The organism is Dokdonia pacifica, assembly GCF_900188275.1.
Lineage (GTDB): Bacteria > Bacteroidota > Bacteroidia > Flavobacteriales > Flavobacteriaceae > Dokdonia > Dokdonia pacifica.
In genome coordinates this window covers 21,948-42,442 of sequence record NZ_FZNY01000008.1, presented here as the reverse complement: position 1 = coordinate 42,442, position 20,495 = coordinate 21,948, and the positions used below count along the sequence as shown (strand labels likewise).

19 protein-coding genes are annotated in these 20,495 nt (G+C 34.1%); 9 read left to right on the top strand and 10 right to left on the bottom strand.

All coding sequences use genetic code 11. The annotated features are described in order from the left end of the window. Positions 1–121: 121 nt before the first annotated feature. The 8 genes from CHB80_RS20225 (at position 122) to CHB80_RS20190 (ending at position 8,456) form a co-directional block, all read left to right on the top strand. Positions 122–442, top strand: coding sequence for a DUF3467 domain-containing protein (locus tag CHB80_RS20225; protein WP_089373337.1), 321 nt, complete (start codon positions 122–124; stop codon positions 440–442). 174 nt (positions 443–616) lie between these two features. Then, complete coding sequence (gene htpG / locus CHB80_RS20220) at positions 617–2,506, top strand: molecular chaperone HtpG (RefSeq protein WP_089373336.1); 1,890 nt, start codon at positions 617–619, stop codon at positions 2,504–2,506. A gap of 295 nt (positions 2,507–2,801) precedes the next feature. Then, the gene (locus CHB80_RS20215; RefSeq protein WP_089373335.1) at positions 2,802–3,356 is read left to right on the top strand and encodes a thioredoxin family protein; all 555 of its coding nucleotides are present in this window, start codon (positions 2,802–2,804) and stop codon (positions 3,354–3,356) included. 70 nt (positions 3,357–3,426) lie between these two features. Beyond that, positions 3,427–4,404 carry a DUF1028 domain-containing protein gene (locus CHB80_RS20210; RefSeq protein WP_089373334.1) on the top strand — a complete coding sequence of 326 codons (978 nt, stop codon included), beginning with the start codon at positions 3,427–3,429 and terminating at the stop codon, positions 4,402–4,404. 113 nt (positions 4,405–4,517) lie between these two features. Then, on the top strand, positions 4,518–5,294 hold the full coding sequence (locus CHB80_RS20205; RefSeq protein WP_089373333.1) for a diadenylate cyclase: 777 nt from the start codon (positions 4,518–4,520) through the stop codon (positions 5,292–5,294). 4 nt (positions 5,295–5,298) lie between these two features. After that, the gene (locus CHB80_RS20200) at positions 5,299–6,321 is read left to right on the top strand and encodes a DUF3667 domain-containing protein (RefSeq protein WP_089373332.1); all 1,023 of its coding nucleotides are present in this window, start codon (positions 5,299–5,301) and stop codon (positions 6,319–6,321) included. 15 nt (positions 6,322–6,336) lie between these two features. Then, positions 6,337–7,326: a DUF3667 domain-containing protein gene (locus tag CHB80_RS20195; protein WP_143337198.1), complete on the top strand. Its 990-nt coding sequence runs from the start codon at positions 6,337–6,339 to the stop codon at positions 7,324–7,326. Positions 7,327–7,358: 32 nt separating this feature from the next. Then, positions 7,359–8,456: an adenylate/guanylate cyclase domain-containing protein gene (locus CHB80_RS20190; RefSeq protein ID WP_089373330.1), complete on the top strand. Its 1,098-nt coding sequence runs from the start codon at positions 7,359–7,361 to the stop codon at positions 8,454–8,456. A gap of 10 nt (positions 8,457–8,466) precedes the next feature. Here the strand turns inward: CHB80_RS20190 and CHB80_RS20185 are convergent, their stop codons facing one another. Next, positions 8,467–10,233 carry an ABC transporter ATP-binding protein gene (locus CHB80_RS20185; protein WP_089373329.1) on the bottom strand — a complete coding sequence of 589 codons (1,767 nt, stop codon included), beginning with the start codon at positions 10,231–10,233 and terminating at the stop codon, positions 8,467–8,469. Further along, positions 10,230–11,012, bottom strand: coding sequence for a tRNA pseudouridine(38-40) synthase TruA (gene truA, locus CHB80_RS20180; protein WP_089373328.1), 783 nt, complete (start codon positions 11,010–11,012; stop codon positions 10,230–10,232). The genes CHB80_RS20185 and truA overlap by 4 nt, the downstream gene beginning before the upstream one ends. A gap of 130 nt (positions 11,013–11,142) precedes the next feature. On the opposite strand from truA, the gene CHB80_RS20175 reads away from it, so the two are divergent. Next, a complete protein-coding gene (locus CHB80_RS20175; protein WP_089373327.1) occupies positions 11,143–11,634 on the top strand; it encodes a metallophosphoesterase family protein in 492 nt (163 codons plus the stop codon). Positions 11,635–11,909: 275 nt separating this feature from the next. On the opposite strand, the gene CHB80_RS20170 is transcribed toward CHB80_RS20175, so the two are convergent. The 8 genes from CHB80_RS20170 to CHB80_RS20135 all read right to left on the bottom strand — a co-directional run bounded on the left by CHB80_RS20170 (position 11,910) and on the right by CHB80_RS20135 (position 20,495). After that, the gene (locus tag CHB80_RS20170; RefSeq protein ID WP_089373326.1) at positions 11,910–12,518 is read right to left on the bottom strand and encodes an LURP-one-related/scramblase family protein; all 609 of its coding nucleotides are present in this window, start codon (positions 12,516–12,518) and stop codon (positions 11,910–11,912) included. Between the two features lie 490 nt (positions 12,519–13,008). Then, a complete protein-coding gene (locus tag CHB80_RS20165) occupies positions 13,009–13,659 on the bottom strand; it encodes an alpha/beta hydrolase (RefSeq protein ID WP_089373325.1) in 651 nt (216 codons plus the stop codon). A 69-nt stretch (positions 13,660–13,728) separates the two neighbouring features. Continuing rightward, positions 13,729–14,052: a hypothetical protein gene (locus CHB80_RS20160; protein WP_089373324.1), complete on the bottom strand. Its 324-nt coding sequence runs from the start codon at positions 14,050–14,052 to the stop codon at positions 13,729–13,731. 82 nt (positions 14,053–14,134) lie between these two features. Beyond that, positions 14,135–14,461 carry a hypothetical protein gene (locus tag CHB80_RS20155; RefSeq protein WP_089373323.1) on the bottom strand — a complete coding sequence of 109 codons (327 nt, stop codon included), beginning with the start codon at positions 14,459–14,461 and terminating at the stop codon, positions 14,135–14,137. Position 14,462: 1 nt separating this feature from the next. Continuing rightward, positions 14,463–15,716, bottom strand: coding sequence for a dihydroorotase (locus tag CHB80_RS20150; RefSeq protein WP_089373322.1), 1,254 nt, complete (start codon positions 15,714–15,716; stop codon positions 14,463–14,465). Further along, positions 15,713–17,644, bottom strand: a complete 1,932-nt coding sequence (locus CHB80_RS20145) for a BatA domain-containing protein (RefSeq protein ID WP_089373321.1) — start codon at positions 17,642–17,644, stop codon at positions 15,713–15,715. Before CHB80_RS20145 ends, CHB80_RS20150 begins: the two co-directional genes overlap by 4 nt. A gap of 387 nt (positions 17,645–18,031) precedes the next feature. Continuing rightward, on the bottom strand, positions 18,032–18,796 hold the full coding sequence (locus tag CHB80_RS20140; protein ID WP_089373320.1) for a TIGR02757 family protein: 765 nt from the start codon (positions 18,794–18,796) through the stop codon (positions 18,032–18,034). Continuing rightward, entirely contained in the window at positions 18,789–20,495 is a 1,707-nt protein-coding gene (locus CHB80_RS20135) for an LIC_10190 family membrane protein (protein WP_089373319.1), read from the bottom strand. Before CHB80_RS20135 ends, CHB80_RS20140 begins: the two co-directional genes overlap by 8 nt.

Genomic DNA, 20,495 nt, shown 5'->3' with positions numbered 1-20,495 from the left:
GAAAACCTTCCTGTAAGTTAGGAGTTTCATACATATAGTAATTACGATATGTACATCGTAAATTAAATAACAATCGCTCTAGGCTGGATAAGATTTCCACCCTTGCGGAAATACATATAAGATGGCTGACGATAAGAACACCCAAAAGAAAAAAGGACAAATTAATATAGAACTAGATGAGGCAATTGCTCAAGGCACATATTCTAACCTAGCAATTATTAATCATTCGGTATCAGAATTTGTAGTTGATTTTGTAAATATTATGCCTGGAACACCAAAAAGCAAAGTGAAATCTAGAATTATTCTTACGCCTCAACATGCAAAACGATTAACGAAGGCATTGGCAGAAAACATCAAACGTTTTGAAAATGCACATGGTGAAATCAAAGACTATGAAAAACAACCTATTCCTTTAAACTTTGGTCCAACCGGACAAGCGTAATTCTATTTGATAAGAATTAACTTTCTGACAATTAATGCAAAAGCCAAGAGTATGTTATTTTACTCTTGGCTTTTGTGTTTGCTATAATGTCATCTTGTCATATTCTGTTAATTGGTATTTTTTTTGTCTAGTTGATCACCAAAGTAGAACAACTAATTATCAAAAAATAAAGATATGTCAACAGGAAAAATTAATGTGTCGGTAGAAAATATCTTCCCGCTTATTAAAAAGTTCTTATATAGCGATCATGAAATATTTCTTAGAGAATTAATTTCAAATGCAACAGATGCTACACTTAAACTTAAGCATCTTACTAGTATAGGAGAATCTAAAGTAGAATATGGAAATCCTCTTATAGAAGTAAAAGTAGATAAAGAAGGTAAAAAACTACATATCATAGATCAAGGTCTTGGTATGACAGCAGATGAAGTAGAGAAGTATATCAATCAAGTAGCATTTTCTGGTGCAGAAGAATTTTTAAATAAATATGAAGACTCTGCAAAAGATGCTGGAATTATAGGGCATTTTGGATTAGGGTTTTATTCTGCTTTTATGGTAGCAGAAAAAGTAGAGATCATTACAAAATCTCATAAAGACGAACCAGCAGCTCATTGGAGTTGTGATGGTTCTCCAGAATTTACACTTGTAGAAGCTGATAAAGCAGAGAGAGGAACAGAAATTATCCTTCATATAGCAGAAGATAGTACAGAATTTTTAGAAGAAGGACGTATTACTGAGTTGTTAACGAAGTACAACAAGTTTATGCCAGTACCAATTAAATTTGGTATGAAAACAGAAACACTTCCAAAACCAGAAGACGCAAAAGAAGAAGATCCAGCTCCAACACAGGAAGTTGATAATATTATCAATAATCCTAATCCAGCTTGGACAAAGCAGCCTACAGATTTAGAAGATGCAGATTATAAAAGCTTTTATCGCGAGCTGTATCCAATGCAGTTTGAAGAGCCACTATTTAATATACACCTTAACGTAGATTATCCATTCAATCTTACAGGAATCTTATATTTCCCTAAGCTTGGACAAGATATGAATGCTCAAAAAGATCGTATTCAATTATATCAAAACCAAGTATTTGTTACCGATAATGTAGAGGGAATTGTACCAGATTTCTTAACCATGCTTCGCGGTGTGATTGATTCTCCAGATATTCCTTTAAATGTTTCCCGTAGTTACTTACAAGCAGATGGAGCCGTAAAGAAAATCTCTGGATACATCACACGTAAAGTAGCAGATAAGCTTAAATCATTATTTAATAATGATCGTGAAGATTTTGAAAAGAAATGGAATGATATCAAAGTAGTGATAGAGTATGGAATGCTATCGGAAGAAAAATTCTTTGAAAAAGCAGATAAATTTGCGCTATATCCTACTGTAGATGATACCTACCTTACTTGGGAGGAGTTAGAAACTAAAATTAAGGATACACAAACAGATAAAGACAATAAACTTGTTGTCTTATATGCTAGTAATAAAGATGAGCAACATGCTTATATTCAAAGTGCAAAAGACAAAGGTTATGAAGTGTTATTACTAGACTCTCCTATTGTAAGTCACTTAATTCAAAAGCTAGAAACTAGTAAAGAAAATGTTTCTTTTGTACGTGTAGATGGAGACCATGTAGATAACCTTATAAAGAAAGAAGAAGAACAAATCAGTAAGCTTTCTGATGAAGAAAAAGAATCTCTTAAAACAGTAATTACAGATGCTATTGGAGATACTTCATATACTGTGCAAATGGAAGCGATGGATAGTGAAGCAGCACCATTTATTATTACACAACCTGAGTTTATGCGTCGTATGAAGGAGATGCAACAAACTGGAGGTGGAGGCGGTATGTTTGGTATGGGTAACATGCCAGATATGTATAACCTAGTTGTCAATGCAAACCATGAATTGGTTTCTGAAATTATGAATACAAAAACTGCTAAAAAGAAAGATCGCTTAATTAAACAATCTTTTGATTTGGCTAAGCTATCTCAAAACCTTTTAAAAGGAGAAGAACTTACCGATTTTATCAAACGTTCGTATAGCATGATTAAATAAAATGTAAAAGCAAGATTTTCGTCATTCTGAATGTATTTCAGAATCTCACTGAGTCAGGTGTATTGGGATGAGAAACTGAAACAAGTCCAGTTTGACGTATTAAAACGTAAATACATATAAGAAGAACCACTTTCTGTATATTAGGGAGTGGTTTTTTTTATGCTTTCGCGAAAGCGTATAAAAGAATTAATACCTACTACGACTTATAATAAAACAAGCTAACACGTAACATTCTCATGTTTTTTGCGTCCAATTAGTACGTATCTTTAAAACGTATACTTAATATAAAAAGACTATGGCACTTACACCTTCAAATATGATTGAGCTAGGTACAAAAGCTCCCGATTTTAAACTCATTGATAGCATTACAAATCAACAATGTAGTTATGCAGATATAAAGGGAGAACGTGGTACTGTTGTGATGTTTATTTGTAATCACTGTCCCTTTGTTGTGCATGTGATAGATGAGATTGTAAGAATCGCTAATGATTACCGTGTACTAGGCTTTGGTTTTGTAGCGATAAGTAGTAATGATATAGTTGCTTATCCGCAAGATGACCCTGCATTGATGTGGGAAAATGCGCGTAAAAATAATTTCACATTTCCGTACCTGTTTGATGAAACTCAAGAAGTAGCAAAAGCGTATGATGCTGCATGTACTCCAGATTTCTATCTTTTTGGAGCCGATAATAGACTGGTATATCGAGGACAGTTAGATGCCTCTAGACCTGGAAATGGAATTCCAGTAAACGGGCGTGATTTACGAGAGGCTTTAGATAATGTGTTTAATAGTCGCCCGCAAACCATGATCCAAAAGCCAAGTATGGGTTGTGGTATCAAGTGGAAATAAATTAAAAAATATCCCTTTTAACAGTAGGGAAATTCTCTGATAGATTGTTTAATAGTTATAAACTACAACTATGAGAAAAATTACATTTATCCTACTATTTTTTCTATTTATTACTGTTTCATACGGGCAACATACATTTTCTATCGTTGCTGTAGATCCTGTTACAGGAGAAATAGGAAGTGCTGGAGCTACCTGTATAGCTGCAGAAGATGGCGCACAAGCTATAAGCGACATTGTATTAGGTGTTGGAGCAATCCATACACAATCCTTTTATAGCCCAACAAATCAAAATAATGCTCGAACTCGTATGATTGCTGGAGATACTCCAGAAGAAATTATGCAATGGCTTCAAGATAATGATGTATCTAATGACCCTTCTGCACGTCAATATACTGCAGTTACTTTAAATGATGGAGATCCATTGAGTGCGGCATTTACAGGTCCTAATTGTTTTGAAGAATTTATTCATGTGACGGGTCCTAATTATTCAATAGCAGGAAATATACTGATATCAGAAGATGTTGTTACTGATATGGAAACTGCTTTTTTAAATACCGATGGAACTCTTGCAGAAAAACTAATGGCCGCTTTACAAGGGGCTAAACGTCCAGGCGCAGATGTTAGATGCTTAGATGAAGGAATTAGTTCTGCTTCTGCATTTATTCGTGTAGCAGACCCTTCTGATACCGATAGTTCTTATGGAAACCTATCACTAGATCTGAATGTTTGGATTACAAGTGAAATTTTTGAACCAATTGATGAATTACAAATTTTATTTGATCAAGCACTTTCAACTGAAGATGCTTCTTTAGTTACTGGAGTAAGTGTGTATCCTAATCCGTCACAAGGAGAATTATTTATAAAGTCTGTAGCAAACCTAAAAGAAGCTATACTTTATAATGTAACTGGGCAAGAAGTGTCGCGTTTTCCAATTATAGATAATCTTACATCACTAGATGTTTCAAGGTTTGGAAATGGAGTTTACTTCTTATCATTACAGAATAGTTCAGGAACATTGACTACTCAGAAAATTATTATTAATAAATAGAAACATATAAATCTTTGTTATAAAGCCGTTTTCATAATTTGAGAACGGTTTTTTTATGCGTTCAGTTTTAGGATGTCATTTTTTCCTTTACTTTTACTACAAAGCATTTTTTTTTGGAAATATTTGAAAATTTTAGAATACTCGATATCATAGATATTGTTTTAGTTGCTACATTACTTTACTATGTATATAAATTAGTAAAGGGTACTGTAGCCATAAATATATTTATAGGTATTGTTGTGATTTATCTTATCTGGCAACTTACTGAGCTGTTAAAGATGGAAATGCTTAGTACTATCCTTGGACAGTTTATAGGTGTAGGGATGTTTGCCTTAATTGTTGTATTCCAGCAAGAAATACGTAAGTTCTTATTAATGATTGGGAGTACCAATTTAGCTAGAGGAAAAGGCGTCTTTAAAAATTTCCAATTTTCTAAGAATGATACAATTTTAGATTTAGATGTTAATGCTGTGTTAGATGCTTGTATCAATATGGGACAGATACGTACAGGTGCTCTTATTGTTATACGAAGAACAACTAGTTTAGAATTTGTAAAAGCATCTGGAGATGCTATGGAAATAGAAGTTAATAGACCAATTTTAGAAAGTGTTTTTTATAAAAACTCTACACTACACGATGGAGCTATGATTATAGAAGATAATAAGATTACAGCTACAAGGGTAATTTTACCAGTTACACAAGAACGTAATATTCCTCTACGATTTGGACTTCGTCATAGAGCCGCTTTGGGTATTACAGAAAAGACAGATGCACTAGCACTTGTGGTAAGTGAGGAGTCAGGAGAAATTAGTTATGTGAAGAATGGAGAGTTTGTACGTTACAAAACAATAGATGAATTACGCGAGTTAATTACATTAGACTTAAGCTAAGTGTATGGAAGAAGATCTACTCCCAGAAGAAAAAAAAACACCCGTACCATCTAAAAAGAAAAAAAAGAAACAACGAGAGCAGCTTCGTGTTATTTCTAATAGATGTAAAAACTGTGATACCTTATTAAACTTAGACCAAGCCTTTTGCTCAAATTGTGGAGCAAAGCGAATGTATAATAGATTAAACTGGCGTAATCTTACTGAGGATTTTGTAGATCGATTTTTAAATATTGAAAATAATTTTCTTAGAACCTTTTTAGCCCTCTTTAAAAGACCAGAAGATGTTATAGGGGGATATATAGATGGGATGCGTAAACGATATCTATCTGCCTTTAGCTATTTTGCAATTTCTCTTACCATTACAGGGTTGTATACCTTCGTTTTACGAAAATGGTTTCTAAATGAAGCTATGTTTGAAGCTGCTGCAAAGGAAAGTAATGGAGAAGTTGTAGTTAACACCATAGGTCCTACTATGGAAATTGTAAATTGGGTATTTGAATATCAATCTATTCTTACATTTATTAATATTCCTCTATATGCATTGATTTCAATATTGGTATTTTGGAATTATAAAAAATATAATTTTATAGAGCATGTGGTGATTTACTTATATGTATACTCGCACACACAAATTATTACTTCTGTCATATCAATCCTTTTTATGTGGTCGAGCTTTATACAAGTAATGATTAGTTCTTTAGTAACATTTTTATATATCATTTATACCGCTTATGTCTTGAAGCGTCTTTTTAATTTAACGATTGAAAAAATACTTTTAAAGACATTATTGTTTTTTGCTATTGGTTTGGTCATTAGTATAGCCTTTTTTGGTGTAGGTGGTTGGTTATTATATGAATTAGGTGTTTTTGATACATTTATAGAAAAAATAGATCAAATGAGGGAAGCTCAAAAAGCAGCAAAAGCAGCAAAAGAAACAAGTAAAGCTATTACAGATAGTCTTCAAATAGATAGTATTAAACAATTATCAAAAAGTATAAAGGATACGGTGTTACTTTTGGGAAGCTAGTAACATTATAGTAACTTGCCATCACTAACTGATCAAACTTATATCCCTATGGGTAAGGTATCCAAACGCAAAAAAGAACTTCTTGAAGTAAGTAATGTTTGTATCAATTGTGACTCTCCTCTCGCATTAGATCAACGTTTCTGTTCAAATTGTGGTGGAAAACGCATGTATAATAGAATTACATGGCGTAACCTCTTTGAAGACTTTGTAGATCGATTTTTAAATATCGAAAACGCATTTTTAAGAACGTTCTTAGCGCTTTTTAAAAGACCTGAGGAAGTTATAGGTGGTTATATGAAAGGAATGCGTAAAAAATACCTTCCTGCATTTAGCTATTTTGCTGTAGCACTTACAGTAGCTGGAGTATATGCATTTATTATCAAGCATTGGTTTTTGGATGACATGATACAAGCACAAACTAGTTTTTATGATGGTAGTGCTACGGCAGAGTTTCAGAAATCATTTGCTACTAAATGGCTGAGTATGGTCATGGAAAATCAATCTATTGTATATTTTGCTATTATTCCTGTATTAGCAGTGTTATCTAAAATCGTATTTTGGAATTATAAACAATATAATCTTGTAGAGCATTTTGTTATCTATCTGTATGGTTATTCACATATAGCCTTAATCACAACTGTACTTGGTTTGTTTGTTATATGGAATCAAACGTTATCCCAAATCTACGGAATGGTCACACCATTTGTCACGATTGCCTATATGGCGTATGTATTAAAACGATTATTTAAGTTAGATTCTGGTAGCTTGGTATTAAAAACGGGTCTTTTCTTTTTAATAGGAGGTGTCATTTTGGTTTTGTTTTTTATTATCACAGCTATAATAGGGGTTGTTATGGCCAAGACAGGTGCTTTAAATGATACAGAGTTTTTTAAATTAATTAAAAAACAAGCTGAAGCACAAAAAGCAGCCAAGGCTCTTAGGGATTCCATAAATGGCGATACCCTTAAAGAGACAGTCAAACTTATTAAAGATAGTATTCAGTAAGAATACGCTTTCGCGAAAGCAATAAAAAAAGTATGCATAAATTTTCAAAAGAAGAACTTTGGTATTACACAAAAAGGGCCTTTTGGGTTTTGTTTGCATGGGTACTTATTTCGAATTCCTTGTTTTTGTATGAGTATTTGACATTAGTAGAAAATAATGCACTAACCTCAGAGTATGATTTTACGATTTCTTTCCGGACCAATCTTCTGGTTTCAGTGATAGCAGGACTCATAGGAGGGACGCTTACACTAAACTTTATGGAGAGAAGCCTCAGGAAGTATGCTTTTGGAAAGGCACTTGTTGTAATCGCAATTACCTACCTGTTTGTAGCGCTCCTCGTTAGCCTTATTGGCAGTGCTTATTTTTATAGTGATTCTTTTGGAAAACCGTTTCATAGTCAAGAAGTGATAGATGCCCTTAAACTATTTTTTGAAAGTTGGCTTTTTATAAAAAATATTATTATCTGGTTATTTATAGTATTGGGAACCGTTATCATATTTATGGTTAATGATAAATATGGTCCGGGTGTTTTTCCAGATTATTTGAAAGGGAAATACTTTAGCCCTAAAAGAGAACGCCGTATTTTTATGTTTGCAGATATACGTAATGCTACGGGAATTGCAGAAGCATTAGGGGAAGAAAAATATTTCCATTTTTTAAAAGATTTCTTTGAAGATATAGCCTCTCCAATCCAACAATCTCAAGGAGAAGTATATCAATATGTAGGCGATGAGGTGGTGGTGACATGGAAGATGAAAAATGGATTGAAACGTGGAAATGCGTTACGTTGCTTTTATAAGATGAGAGATGCTATTAAAAAACGAGAAACGTATTATACAAAGACTTATGGGTATCTTCCTATTTTTAAAGTAGGCCTTCATTATGGAGCTGTGATGGTAGGTGAATTAGGAAAGATTAAACGTGATATTGCGTTTTCTGGAGATGTACTTAATACGACCGCTCGTATTCAGGCAAAATGCAATGAAAACCAAGTAAATATTTTAGTTTCTAATGATTTTGCAAATATAGTATATCAACTTCCAGAGGGTCTCGAAAAGGAAACTATCGGTAGTGTGCAATTACGAGGTAAAGCAGAAGAGATTACATTAGTAACGTATCGTGAGATATAATTGTGGTGGTTTATACAGTTTCGGCTTCTGTAAATTGAGCTTCATAAAGTGCTAAGTAATGCCCACCTTCATTTTTTAGAAGCTCTTTATGGGTTCCTTTTTCTACTATTTTCCCTTTTTCCATCACCATGATTAGGTCAGCTTTCTTAATAGTAGCAAGACGATGCGCAATCACAATAGAGGTACGTCCTTTGGTAATTTTACCAATAGCTTTTTGAATAAGTTGCTCGCTATAAGAATCTACAGAAGAGGTTGCCTCATCTAATATGAGTATAGAAGGATTACTTACATATGCTCGTAAAAATGCGATAAGCTGTCGTTGTCCACTAGAGAGCATAGCTCCTCGTTCTTTTACATTATAATGATATCCGTCAGGAAGACTAGAAATAAACTTATGTACACCTATTTCTTTTGCAGATGCAATAACAGTTTCTTCAGAAATACTTGGATCATTAAGCGTAATATTATTAAGTATAGAGTCAGCAAATAAGAAAACATCTTGAAGTACTACTGCAATTTCTTTACGTAATTGATGTAGTTTGACATCAGCAATAGAGGTGCCGTCTATGGAGATTACACCGCTATCTATCTCATAAAAACGACTTAATAAATTAATGATAGTTGATTTTCCAGCACCTGTAGACCCCACAATGGCAATAGTCTGTCCGGGTTGCGCTGTAAAAGAAACTCCTTTTAATATTTCTTCATCAGGGATGTAACTAAAATGTACATTTTCAAATGTAATTTCTCCTTTTATCTTGGTCAGTTCTTTGGTGCCAATATCTTTTATTTGCGACTCCGTATCTAAAATACCAAAGACACGATTTGCAGCAACCATTCCCATCTGGAGTGTATTAAACTTATCTGCTATTTGACGTAAAGGCGTAAACAGCATTTGAATATAGCTTATAAAAGCAGTAATGACTCCTAGTGTAATAGCTTCAGATTCTGCTACGTGAAGACCACCATACCATACAATAAGACCGATAGTAATAGAAGTACACATTTCTGCAATTGGAAAAAATATAGAGTTATACCATACCGTTTTATTCCAAGCATCCATGTGTTTTTTATTAATATCTCCAAATTTTTTGTGTTCAATAGCTTCACGGTTAAAAATTTGGACAATTTTCATGCCTGTCACACGCTCTTGAACGAAAGTATTTAGATTGGCAACTTGGGTACGCACTTCTTCAAAGGCGACTTTCATAGCACGCTGAAAAACTCTAGTTGCATAAAGTATAATAGGAAAAACAGCTAGTACAATAAGTGTAAGTTGCCAGCTTTTCCAAAACATAAATCCTAATACGACTCCCATGGTAAGGAGATCTGCAATAATCATAAATAGGCCTTGGCTAAAAATACTAGCAATTGTTTCTATATCACCTACAGCTCTCGTAACAAGTCTTCCTACAGCAGATGTGTCATAGTATTGCATTTTAAATTTGAGCATATGCTCAAATAGTTTTACACGTATATCTCGTATCACTTGCTGCCCTATCCAGTTGGAATAATAGATAAATAATAGCCTAAATGTTACTTGTCCTAAAAGTACAAGTCCCATAAGCGTTATATAATATAGAAGGCTTTCTGGGTCTTTATCTTCTATACCTATATCTATTGCCTTTTCCATATAATTTGGACGTAAGGCTGCAAATACAGAAAGTAAAATGGCACCAATTCCGGCAATGATCAATTGCCATTTATAAGGTTTTGCAAATTGCAATAGCCTCTTAAATAGTTTTGTATCAAATGCTTTTCCTTTGGTTGTTGTCATTCGTCTATAAATATATGTTTTGGATATCCAATATCAGTTAGATATAATCCATGGGCTGGGGCAGAAGCACCAGCAAGACTTCTATTTTTTCCTTTAATCACTTCGTGCATCCATGAGACAGGTTTTTTACCTTGCCCTATTTCTATTAATGTGCCTACAACAGCACGTACCATATTACGTAAAAAACGATCTGCTGTAATTTTAAAATGATATTCATTTGCTACAAGAGACCACGAAGCTTCTTTTATATCACAAAGATAGGTGTTGACATCTGTATTTGACCTGCTAAAACATTCAAAATCTGAATATGTTAATAAGATATGTGAAGCTTCTTGCATACGTTCAAGATTCAGAGGAATTTTATAGTAAAAAGCACGTTCCTGTGTAAACGGATTTTTCATTGGGCTTATTCTATAAATATAAGATCTATGTGTCGCATCAAAACGAGCGTGCGCTTCAGGTGTTACAGAAGTAATCTGAGTAATAGCGATACTTGGCGGTAAAAAACTATTCAGTTTATAAGTGAGTTTTGTGAGATCTGCTTTAGAAAAAGCAACATCAATGCCTTCTTCATTTTTATGTTCAAGGTCAACATGAGCATACATCATTTGCGCATGAACCCCCGTATCAGTTCTGCCAGCTCCCATAATTGTAGTAGGTGTACGTACTAATGTAGAGAGTGCTTCTTCAATAGTTTGTTGCACTGTGATAGCATTCGGTTGTCGTTGCCAGCCGTGATATGGAGTTCCGTTATAAGATAGTTGTATAAAATACCGCAAAGTGTATTATTTTTGAGCAAATATACGCTTTCGCGAAAGCGTATAAAAAAACAATTTATAGGGTAGCTGCTTATCATATAATGAATCCCATTATTTTATAAGTGACATGCCGAAAAAAATAACATAGCTTTTGAAAAAAATACTGCTTCTTAGTGACACGCATAGTTATATAGATGATCATATACTGAAACATGCTCAAGAGGCAGATGAGGTATGGCATGCAGGTGATATCGGGGATTTGCGAGTGACAGATGCGCTTAAAAATTTAAAGCCTTTGCGTGCTGTTTTTGGGAATATAGATGATACCGAAGCACGTCAAGAGTTTCCACTGAATAATCGTTTTGTATGTGAAGGTGTTGATGTTTGGATAACACATATAGGCGGATACCCTGGTCGTTATTCACCAGCAATTAGAGAAGAAATACGAGCAAATCCGCCACAATTATTTATTTGCGGACATAGTCATATTTTAAAAGTGATGCCAGACAAAAAATTAAACCTCCTCCACATGAACCCAGGTGCGATAGGAAAACACGGGTTTCATAAAGTGCGTACGATGTTACGTTTTACGGTGGATGCTGGTAAGATTGACAACTTAGAAGTGATTCAGGTAGATCGTTGATTTGTTATCAAAGAGAGTTACTGAAAATACGAAATCAAGCACCTGGAAGTGGGTGGTTGTTTTCAAAAATTTGTAAACTGCGAAGCACAAATTTTAGAAAACTTTGCGTTTCTCTTTTTACAGGATTTCATAAAGTGCGTACGATGTTACGTTTTACAGTGGATGCTGGTAAGATCGACAACTTAGAGGTGATTCAGGTAGATAGATAAGCCCATTACTATTTTTGAAATATTAAAAATAGTAATGGTCTATTTTATTTTATAAAGCGATAAAATTTATCCTCTTCTACGTTCTAATAAGATCATCATCATTAAACTAAGCATCACTCTATCATCATCATCTGCATCCATATCGCCTAATTTTGATAACTCAAATTTTCTCCCAAAGAAAGAAGCGAGTTTCTTTAATCTAATAATTTGATTACCATTCATATCTACAACGATATACGAAGGGTTAAATAGGTATCCGGTAAAGAAGTTAAGTATCGGAATTTCACCCAATAGTGAGTCACCTACTTTTACCCAAGCATTTTCTTCACTAATGGTATATTGTTGTTTTTCATTTTGATCAATGATTTGATATTGCGCTTTCCAGATAGATCTCCATCCTTTACGTACTACTTTTCCAAAACTTTTGGTTTTGTTTTCTGCGCTTTCATCATAAAAAGAATATGCTGTAGAAAAATCCAACCATTTGTCAGCTTTTATTCTATAATTCACCTTTGTTTTAGAGTCATTATTAAAAATCTGAATATCCTCTTTAAGCTTAAACATTTTCTGTCTTACATAGGCTATGGTTTGTCCACTAGCATCTGTTGCTTTAAAATCATTGGCAAGGGTTGAAATATTGAATTCGAAATTAACTGGAAATTGAATGTTTTGCATGGTTTTCTGGTTAGTATTAGTGAAGCGTAGTCGTTCTACACATTTTATAATGAGCAATGTAATAAACTAAATACGAATATGTATTCTTATTGCTAAAGAATTTGGAGATAGTAAACTGATTTTCAAATTCAATAATGACTCCAAAACCTCATTACTACAAGAAGTCCTAATCTCTTCTTGTGCATATGCATCTTTTATAAATTATTCATCGTTTAGGTGTATACATAAGAACCATTTATGGCGTAATACTTTATCGTTATTTACTGAATAGCGGCTAGTTTACGCTACATTTAGTCTAGAAAAATAACAATACATATGTAAAACGCTATGTTATGAAAAATGAAAAACAGGTAGGTAACCTAAAGTGTAGTTAAGTAGGATTATTATACGTATCTGTTAGAAATAGAGTGTGATTCTCCTATGAGATGATCGCTCTATTTCAATTTTTGGTGGGTTGTATACGCTTTCGCGAAAGCGTATAGATGAAGATTTATAATTTTAATAACCACTCTTTGAATTCATAAAAGTTAGTTGGGTGAACACCGTGACCTACGGGAAATTCGCTTAAAGTGCTTTCAATTCCTAAGCTGCTCAGGTATCCAGGTGTTTTACGAGCGGCATCAATAGGAATCACTTGGTCTACCGTACCATGAGAGTTATAGATGTTAAGATGCGCATAAGATGCTGAAGACTGAAGATTAATAATCTCTTCATTAATATAGCCGCTTAGTCCAATCACGTTTTTTACTTTTTCAGGATAGCTTAATGCTACAGCATAACTTAGTATAGTACCTTGACTAAAACCTAATAATGTTACATTAAAAGGATCCAAATCATATTCCTTTACAGCTTCTGTGATAAACGTTGCAATTAAATCTCTAGATTCTTTTGCAGCTTCATTATCTGATGTCTTTACACCATCATAATCTATAGTGATGGCATACCATGCATTGCCATAGGGTTGCATAGGAATAGGCGCTCTTGCTGAAATTATAAAATAATGCTCTGGTAATTCTGAAGCAAAACTGAACAAGTCATTTTCATCACTCCCATATCCGTGTAATAGTAATAATAATGGTGTTTTTCCTTCTGTTGTTTTTGTAGGCTTCTGAATAATATGTTCTAAAGACAGTGTGCTCATGGTATGATTATAGATACTAAAAAATACGTCAAAATAAATGACAATTCACGGTCGTAAAAATAGAAAGAATTAGATGCTTTTAAACGAATCTTGAAAAAACTTTCCAACGACTGGAATTTCTAGTCTTTCTCCTTTTAAAGCACCTATAAAACCGATAGTCCACAAAATAACAAGAACTAATTGTAATCCTTTTATCAGCATACTAGGAATTCCTACCCAGTGTAGAATACCTAATGCGACCATACCAAGACAAAGTCCTATCATATTACGGATATGATACGATACAAATTCACTTTTTTTTGAATGATTCATAATGAGACCTATAATAAGTCCGAAAACTGTAAAGTAGGTGATAATGGAAGTTGTTTTTTCGTCAGATGTTGGAGTAGCCATGATGTATAAGATTAAGTTGTTGTACTTGATCTGACGCAGACTTTTTAAGAATGTTACATCGTTACATTCTGATAATATATAATTACTTTTTGGTAAACACTTTTTGGAATAATTCGCCTACTAATGGGATAGGCTGTGTGTGTCCTTGAAAAGCAGAAATAATACCATAGAGCCATAATACAAAAAATGTAATAAGAAAGGGGCCGCTTACAAGCCATGTATCAAAAAAGCCTAATGGTAGGGTCAATAATATAAACAAAAGCGTTAAGCCTAATGATTGTCTAATATGAAAAGCTGCAAAAGGGTTTTTAGGTTCGCTATTCATAGAGAATGCAATAAGAAGTCCTAGGAACGAAAAGTAACTCCATACCGCTGCTGTTTTTCCTTCAAAGATGGTATTTTGATCCATATTAGTTAAGTACTAATTTTTGATTTGCAATGATTCCATAAACACTTCCTTTTAGTTTAGCACCTAAGAAACATGCATTTTTAGATTTTGATAAGATATTTTCTTCACTAAATACAGTACTCCCTTTTGTAGTAAACAAAGTAAGATTAGCTTCAGTTCCTTCTTCAATACTACTGTTTTCTTGTGTAAAGCGTTCACGCCCGTTAGTTAAGAGTTGTATTGCTTTTTTCTCACTTACTAAGGTGAGTAAGGCTCCAAAGGTAGCCTCTTGTGCAATCGTTCCAAAAGCAGCATTATCAAACTCTACATGTTTGCGCTCTATGTCTAATGGATTGTGATCACTTGTCACCATATCTATTGTTCCGTCTTTTATACCTGCAATTAAGGCATCTACATCTTCCTGTGTACGTAATGGTGGGAGCACTTTAAAGTTAGTATTGAACTCTTCAAGCGCACTGTCTGTATAAAATAAGTTGTGTATCGCAACACTACAACTTATATCTAATCCTTTGTTTTTTGCTTCTTTAATAAGTGCTACAGAAGCTGCTGTAGAGATTGTAGGAATATGTAATCTTCCTCCAGTATATGCTAAAATATGAAGATCTCTTGCTATTTGTAAACTTTCGGCTATTGCTGGAATTCCTTTTAATCCTATACGTGTACTTACAATTCCTTCATTCATTTTTCCAGGACCAGCAATCTTATTTTCTTGAGGAAAAGACAATACAAGTCCGTTAAAACCTTGGGTATATTGTAAAGCAATCTTTAAGAGATTGGGATTGGTAATTGCACGTTGGTAATCTCCAAAAGCGACAGCACCCGATTGTTGCATGTCATACAACTCTGCGAGATCCACACTTTCACTTTTTCGCGTAAGCGCACCTATAGGAAAGATACTTGCTGCATATCCTTCGCTCATTTTTGAAACAAATGTAATGTCGGCACTGGTATCTAGAATAGGGTAGGTGTTTGGGTTTACAGCAATTCCTGTAAAACCACTTTTTGCAGCCACTCTGAGACCATTTTCAATAGTTTCTCGTTCTTCATACCCAGGCTGTCCTATACTCACACTACTATCAAACCAACCTTGAGATACGAATAGATGTTCTTTTTCTATGAGCTGTTCTCCTTTTTCAAGAGATAAATTCTGACCAATTAACCGAATTTTTCCATACTTAATACGAATGTCAACGGTAGAACCGTGATACGAACTTTTACTATCAATAATTGTGGCCGCTTTTATAAGTGCGTTCATTTAAAGAATTTTAAGATAAGCATTTCTAATAGGAGGAATACTAACGCAAAAATAACAAACCATTTCCAAAGCGACTGAATACTATTTGCTTCTTTGAGCGTATCAAATAATGTCACAACAGATGTATTATAACTTACTCCTTCTGTGGCTTGTATGTTTTGATATCGTAAGACACTTTCATCCCTATTGTAATTATAGCTTATTTGCTGTAGGATACTATCTTTATGTAGTACGTTATAAATTCCTGCATTTTCTGGCTGTTCTTGCGTGGTAATGCTTACTTTATTACCAAAAGTACGTTGTAATGGAATTTGTGTTTTATCAGGAGTTTCAATATTGGCAAGTGATAAAATACCATCTTCTTGAACTACTGCTGGAATATCGTAGGTATTAGAAACTCCATTTGTAAAATATAAGGTAGGTAATGATAAACTTTGCTTTGCCATATTATACAACGTAGGTACAATCAATGGTGAATTCTGAAAGTTTGAGTTATTGATATTTAAACCACCTGTAATAACATATACTTTTTCTTTTCCTGTGATAAAAGCACTTCCATCTTCAAAGTTTAGTATAGATTCTCCATTATTTACAACAAATCGATTACTCACTGATGGATATTGGAAGTTTTGAATACGATTATCAAAGACATTACGATACAAAGGGTGATCATAGTTAATAGTTGTTACTAGTCGCCCGTCACTTCCTAGTTCGCCTATTTGTAATCCTCCTAGTCGAGAAAGTAGGGTAGTATAATTAGAAGCTTCTCCAGTTTCATTTAGAATACACAACACACTACCTCCGTTTGAAACAAAAGTAGCAAGTGCATTTACCAAAGCCTGTGATGGTACTTTCACCTCATTGAGGATAATAAAATTATAATCTGGTATTTTACTATAATCTAAGGTTGCGTGGTTTGCAGCTGTATATGCAAATTCTGGTGTTGTATAGATACGTGATAAAAAGTCTTGTTCTCCTTCATTTATAGACAACACCTTAATAGCTTGTACTGTATTATTATTAAAATATAGTGTATTGTCAAAAGGCAATAATGGGTCTTCTATCGTAAGACGACCATTAAAATCTGTTTGCGTATCAATGTCAAATTCAACTTCGGTTTCGGTTGCTTCATTAAAAGAAGCAGTAGCCTTAGCAATGAGTTGCTCGCCATTATAGAGAGAGATCGGCACATTGGTTTCTCTGCGCTCTTGTGTAGAAAGTGTTGCTACAAGGGAGAGCTTATTAGTTTCAGACTGTGTTGGATACACAGAATCTATCGCAATATTATTTTCTATTACTGGACGTAACTGTACATAATGCAAAGACACATCTTCTATGCTAAGGTTTTGTTGTTGTCCTTTATCTTGAAAATCAGAAATAACAATGAGTTGTTTTTCTGTTGCCGGATTGGAAGAAAATTCTTTTTGTGCTTTTAAAGCAATAGCACTAGGGGTTAATTGCTCGGCGGCATACCCTAATTTCAATAAGTTATTTCTCGTATTTTTTATAGAAATATCTTTATAGGTCTCCGTATTGGTAAGTAGTGTAAACGTTTCTTCTTCTGGGACATTGACAATAAGATCTTGTAATGCCTGTCGGAAAAGCTGACCCGAAGGTCCTTTTGCTTGCATACTAAACGAGTTGTCTAGATAAATGACCGTTTCTTTTTCTTTAGTAGCCGTATCGCTTTGAGTAAAAAAAGGTTGTGCAAAAGCCAATACCATCATCGCTATAATCCCCAAACGTGTGAATAATACCAACCATTTTTTGATGGTATTGCTCTTTCTAGTTTGAATGCTTATTTGTTTTAGAAACGCAACATTAGTAAATGCCTCTTTCTGAAACTTACGAAGCTGAAATAAGTGAACGAGAATAGGAATGATCAGTAAAAATAAGGCGTAAAGTAATTCTGGATGTTTAAACTGCATTCCTCTAAAAAGGGTTTTGTCAAAAGTAGGAAAAAAAGAAATGCGTACAGAAGGAAACCTGTAGTTTTAAGTCTATCTTAAGAGTTATGATTTTTTATACGCTTTCGCGAAAGCGTATACTACTCATGAAGTACGATATTAAAGTCATCTCGACAATAGGAGAGATTACACAAGTAGCTTAGTTTTCGATTTTGATTTAGAATGATTACTGTTATGCGATTTCTCGTCACTCATACTTCGTTCTGTCGAAATGACTTTTAGTCTTGATTCCTGATTCCTGTAGCGCAGCGACCCTGAGTCTTTTTGCATTTCAACTATGCTCAGTGACACTCAGGATAAATCCCATCGAAAACCCACTAAAGACTAACAGCTAACGGCTACCAACTATTAAAATCCCTCAAAAGCACCTAACCCAAATAGCGCAAAGTCATACTTAACGGGGTCATTTGGATCTAATTTTCGTAAAGATGCATCAAGCTCTGCAAGGGATTTGGCATCATTTTGCTTTCGCGAAAGCAATTTTAGCTTTCTTCCCACATTCCCTGTATGTACATCTAAAGGGCAGGAAAGAAGGGAAGGAGAAATGTTTTTCCAAATCCCAAAATCAACACCTGCTTTAGCATCCCGAACCATCCATCGTAAAAACATATTGATCCGTTTTGCCGCCGAATTTCGCAACGGATCACTAACATGTTTCTGTGTACGTTGCTGATGCGGTACTTCAAAGAATACACCCTTAAAATGCGAAATAGCAGGCTGTAATCCTCCTGTGGTAATACCCGAAGCAAAAAGAGCTTCGAGTCCGTTGTGATGATGATAAATATTTTGAAGCGCTCTGATAAAGGTTTCTAGATCGGTAGCATTGAACGTGCGATGCACAAAACCTTCAAAACGTTCTGCTTGATCTGGATGATAATTGAGAATAAAATCATGGGGTTCATTGCCCATTATATCCATGAGTTTTGTAGCATTGGTGATGATGCTTTTTCGATTTCCCCATGCGATGGTAGCTGTTAAAAAAGCAGCAATTTCAATATCCTCTTTCTTCTCAAACCGATGTGGAATTTGAATCGGATCATGTGGAATGAAATCAGGACGTTCATATTGTACTGCTTTTTCGTCTAGAAAAATCTTGAGTTCTTTTTTATTCATTTTTTTTATCAAACGTATATGAATAGAAGCCGTCTTTTAAATGCTCGGTGCGTAGTTGAGGTACCGATCTAAAATAGGCTTTAAAATCATTGAGATGTTGTAATTGAATACAGGGAAGCTCACAATCACCTGTTGCCCAAAAGAAGTCAATATTTGTGGGTGTTTGTATGCGCATATTTCCTTCTTGGTGAGTTGTATAGGTTGCTTGTGTGTATTTTGTTTGAGGATGCGGTTGTATGAGATATTCTGGAGAAAACACACTTAATTGCAATTGAAATTCATTTTTAGTGAGTGCATTTAGATTAAATGGTATAAATAAAGGAACCGCAATGGCTATGGTTGCTACTGCAAGGCCTATTTTAATAATGCGTTCATTTTTAATACGTGTAGCTATGATGGTAAGTGATAGTAACATAAAAAAACCTAAAAAGAATCGATATTGAGGAGAAGTAAGCCATAAGAAGAGCAGTTGTAAAATGCTTACACTATATAAGATGTATAGGGGTTTTTTAAAACGAACTTTTCTTATCCATAATGGGAAAATAACTAGCGCTACACACATACCTACATTAAATAATCCGTGAAGTTTTGGTAGTCGAAGCCAATGAATAATTCGTTGTATTAAGGTGCTATTTTCATACTCTTTTGGCGTTAAAAAGAACGCATAATGCTTTGTGGTTTCTACTAGGTATTCTTGAAGCGCTAGCGGTAGTGTCCAATCTACATGGGTAAGTCTAAAACTTGCAATAGGATATAAAGGATATCCAGAGATGATACTATTTTTAATCACAAAAAGAATAAAAGCAATTCCAGATAGTAGGCTTAATTTTGAGAGATCTTGTTGTAGTGTTTTTTTGTTTTTTATATATAAAATAACAGGAAATATAAGTAAGAAAACAGCAGTTACTTTTATAAAAACAGCAAAGACTCCCAATATAAATAGCGTACTGTAACTAGCCCCTTTATGGGGTGTGTAGTGAGATAAAAACTCTCCGAAAATTACAAATGAAAGTAAATAGATAGGTAAGTCTGGAGACGGTGAACTTATAAATTGAAATAGAAAAACATTAAAAATGGGAAATAACCCAATGATCAATAGATGCGTTTCTTTTTGCTTCAAATAATGGGCTAGTTTATCTAAGGCATATATATTACCTATCACTAGATAAAACCCATTAATATCATTAAAAAATGAGGCAATGACATCAAGATTAAGCGCGCTTTGTAAAATATGCCAACCAGAATTCTGAGCTAAGAAAAAATGAAAATTAGCGAGCCCTTTTACAAATCCATACGTATCAAGCCAAGTAATAGTTTGAATGTAATAAGATTCGTTATCAATAATATAAGGAGCACTTGCGCATTGCGCTATAGCAAAAACAGTAATGATTCCCAACAGTAGTTTAAGATAGGAGGGGAGTGCGTTTATTTTCGCTTTAAGCGAACCTAAAAAAAAGAAGTATGTTTTCTGTTTCCAGATGATTAATACTATTGATATGAGTAATAGAAAGACTTCAAAATAAAAGCCTAGGCCATAAAATATAGCCCACAAGCTTCCCATAAGTGAAATAGCAAAACCACCTAAGAAAAATGGGATTACGGGATGTGATTTTTTAAGTTTTACAACTTTTTGAAATGATACACCTACGATACTTGTGATTAAAAATAGATAACACCAGTATGTAAGAACAGCGATCAT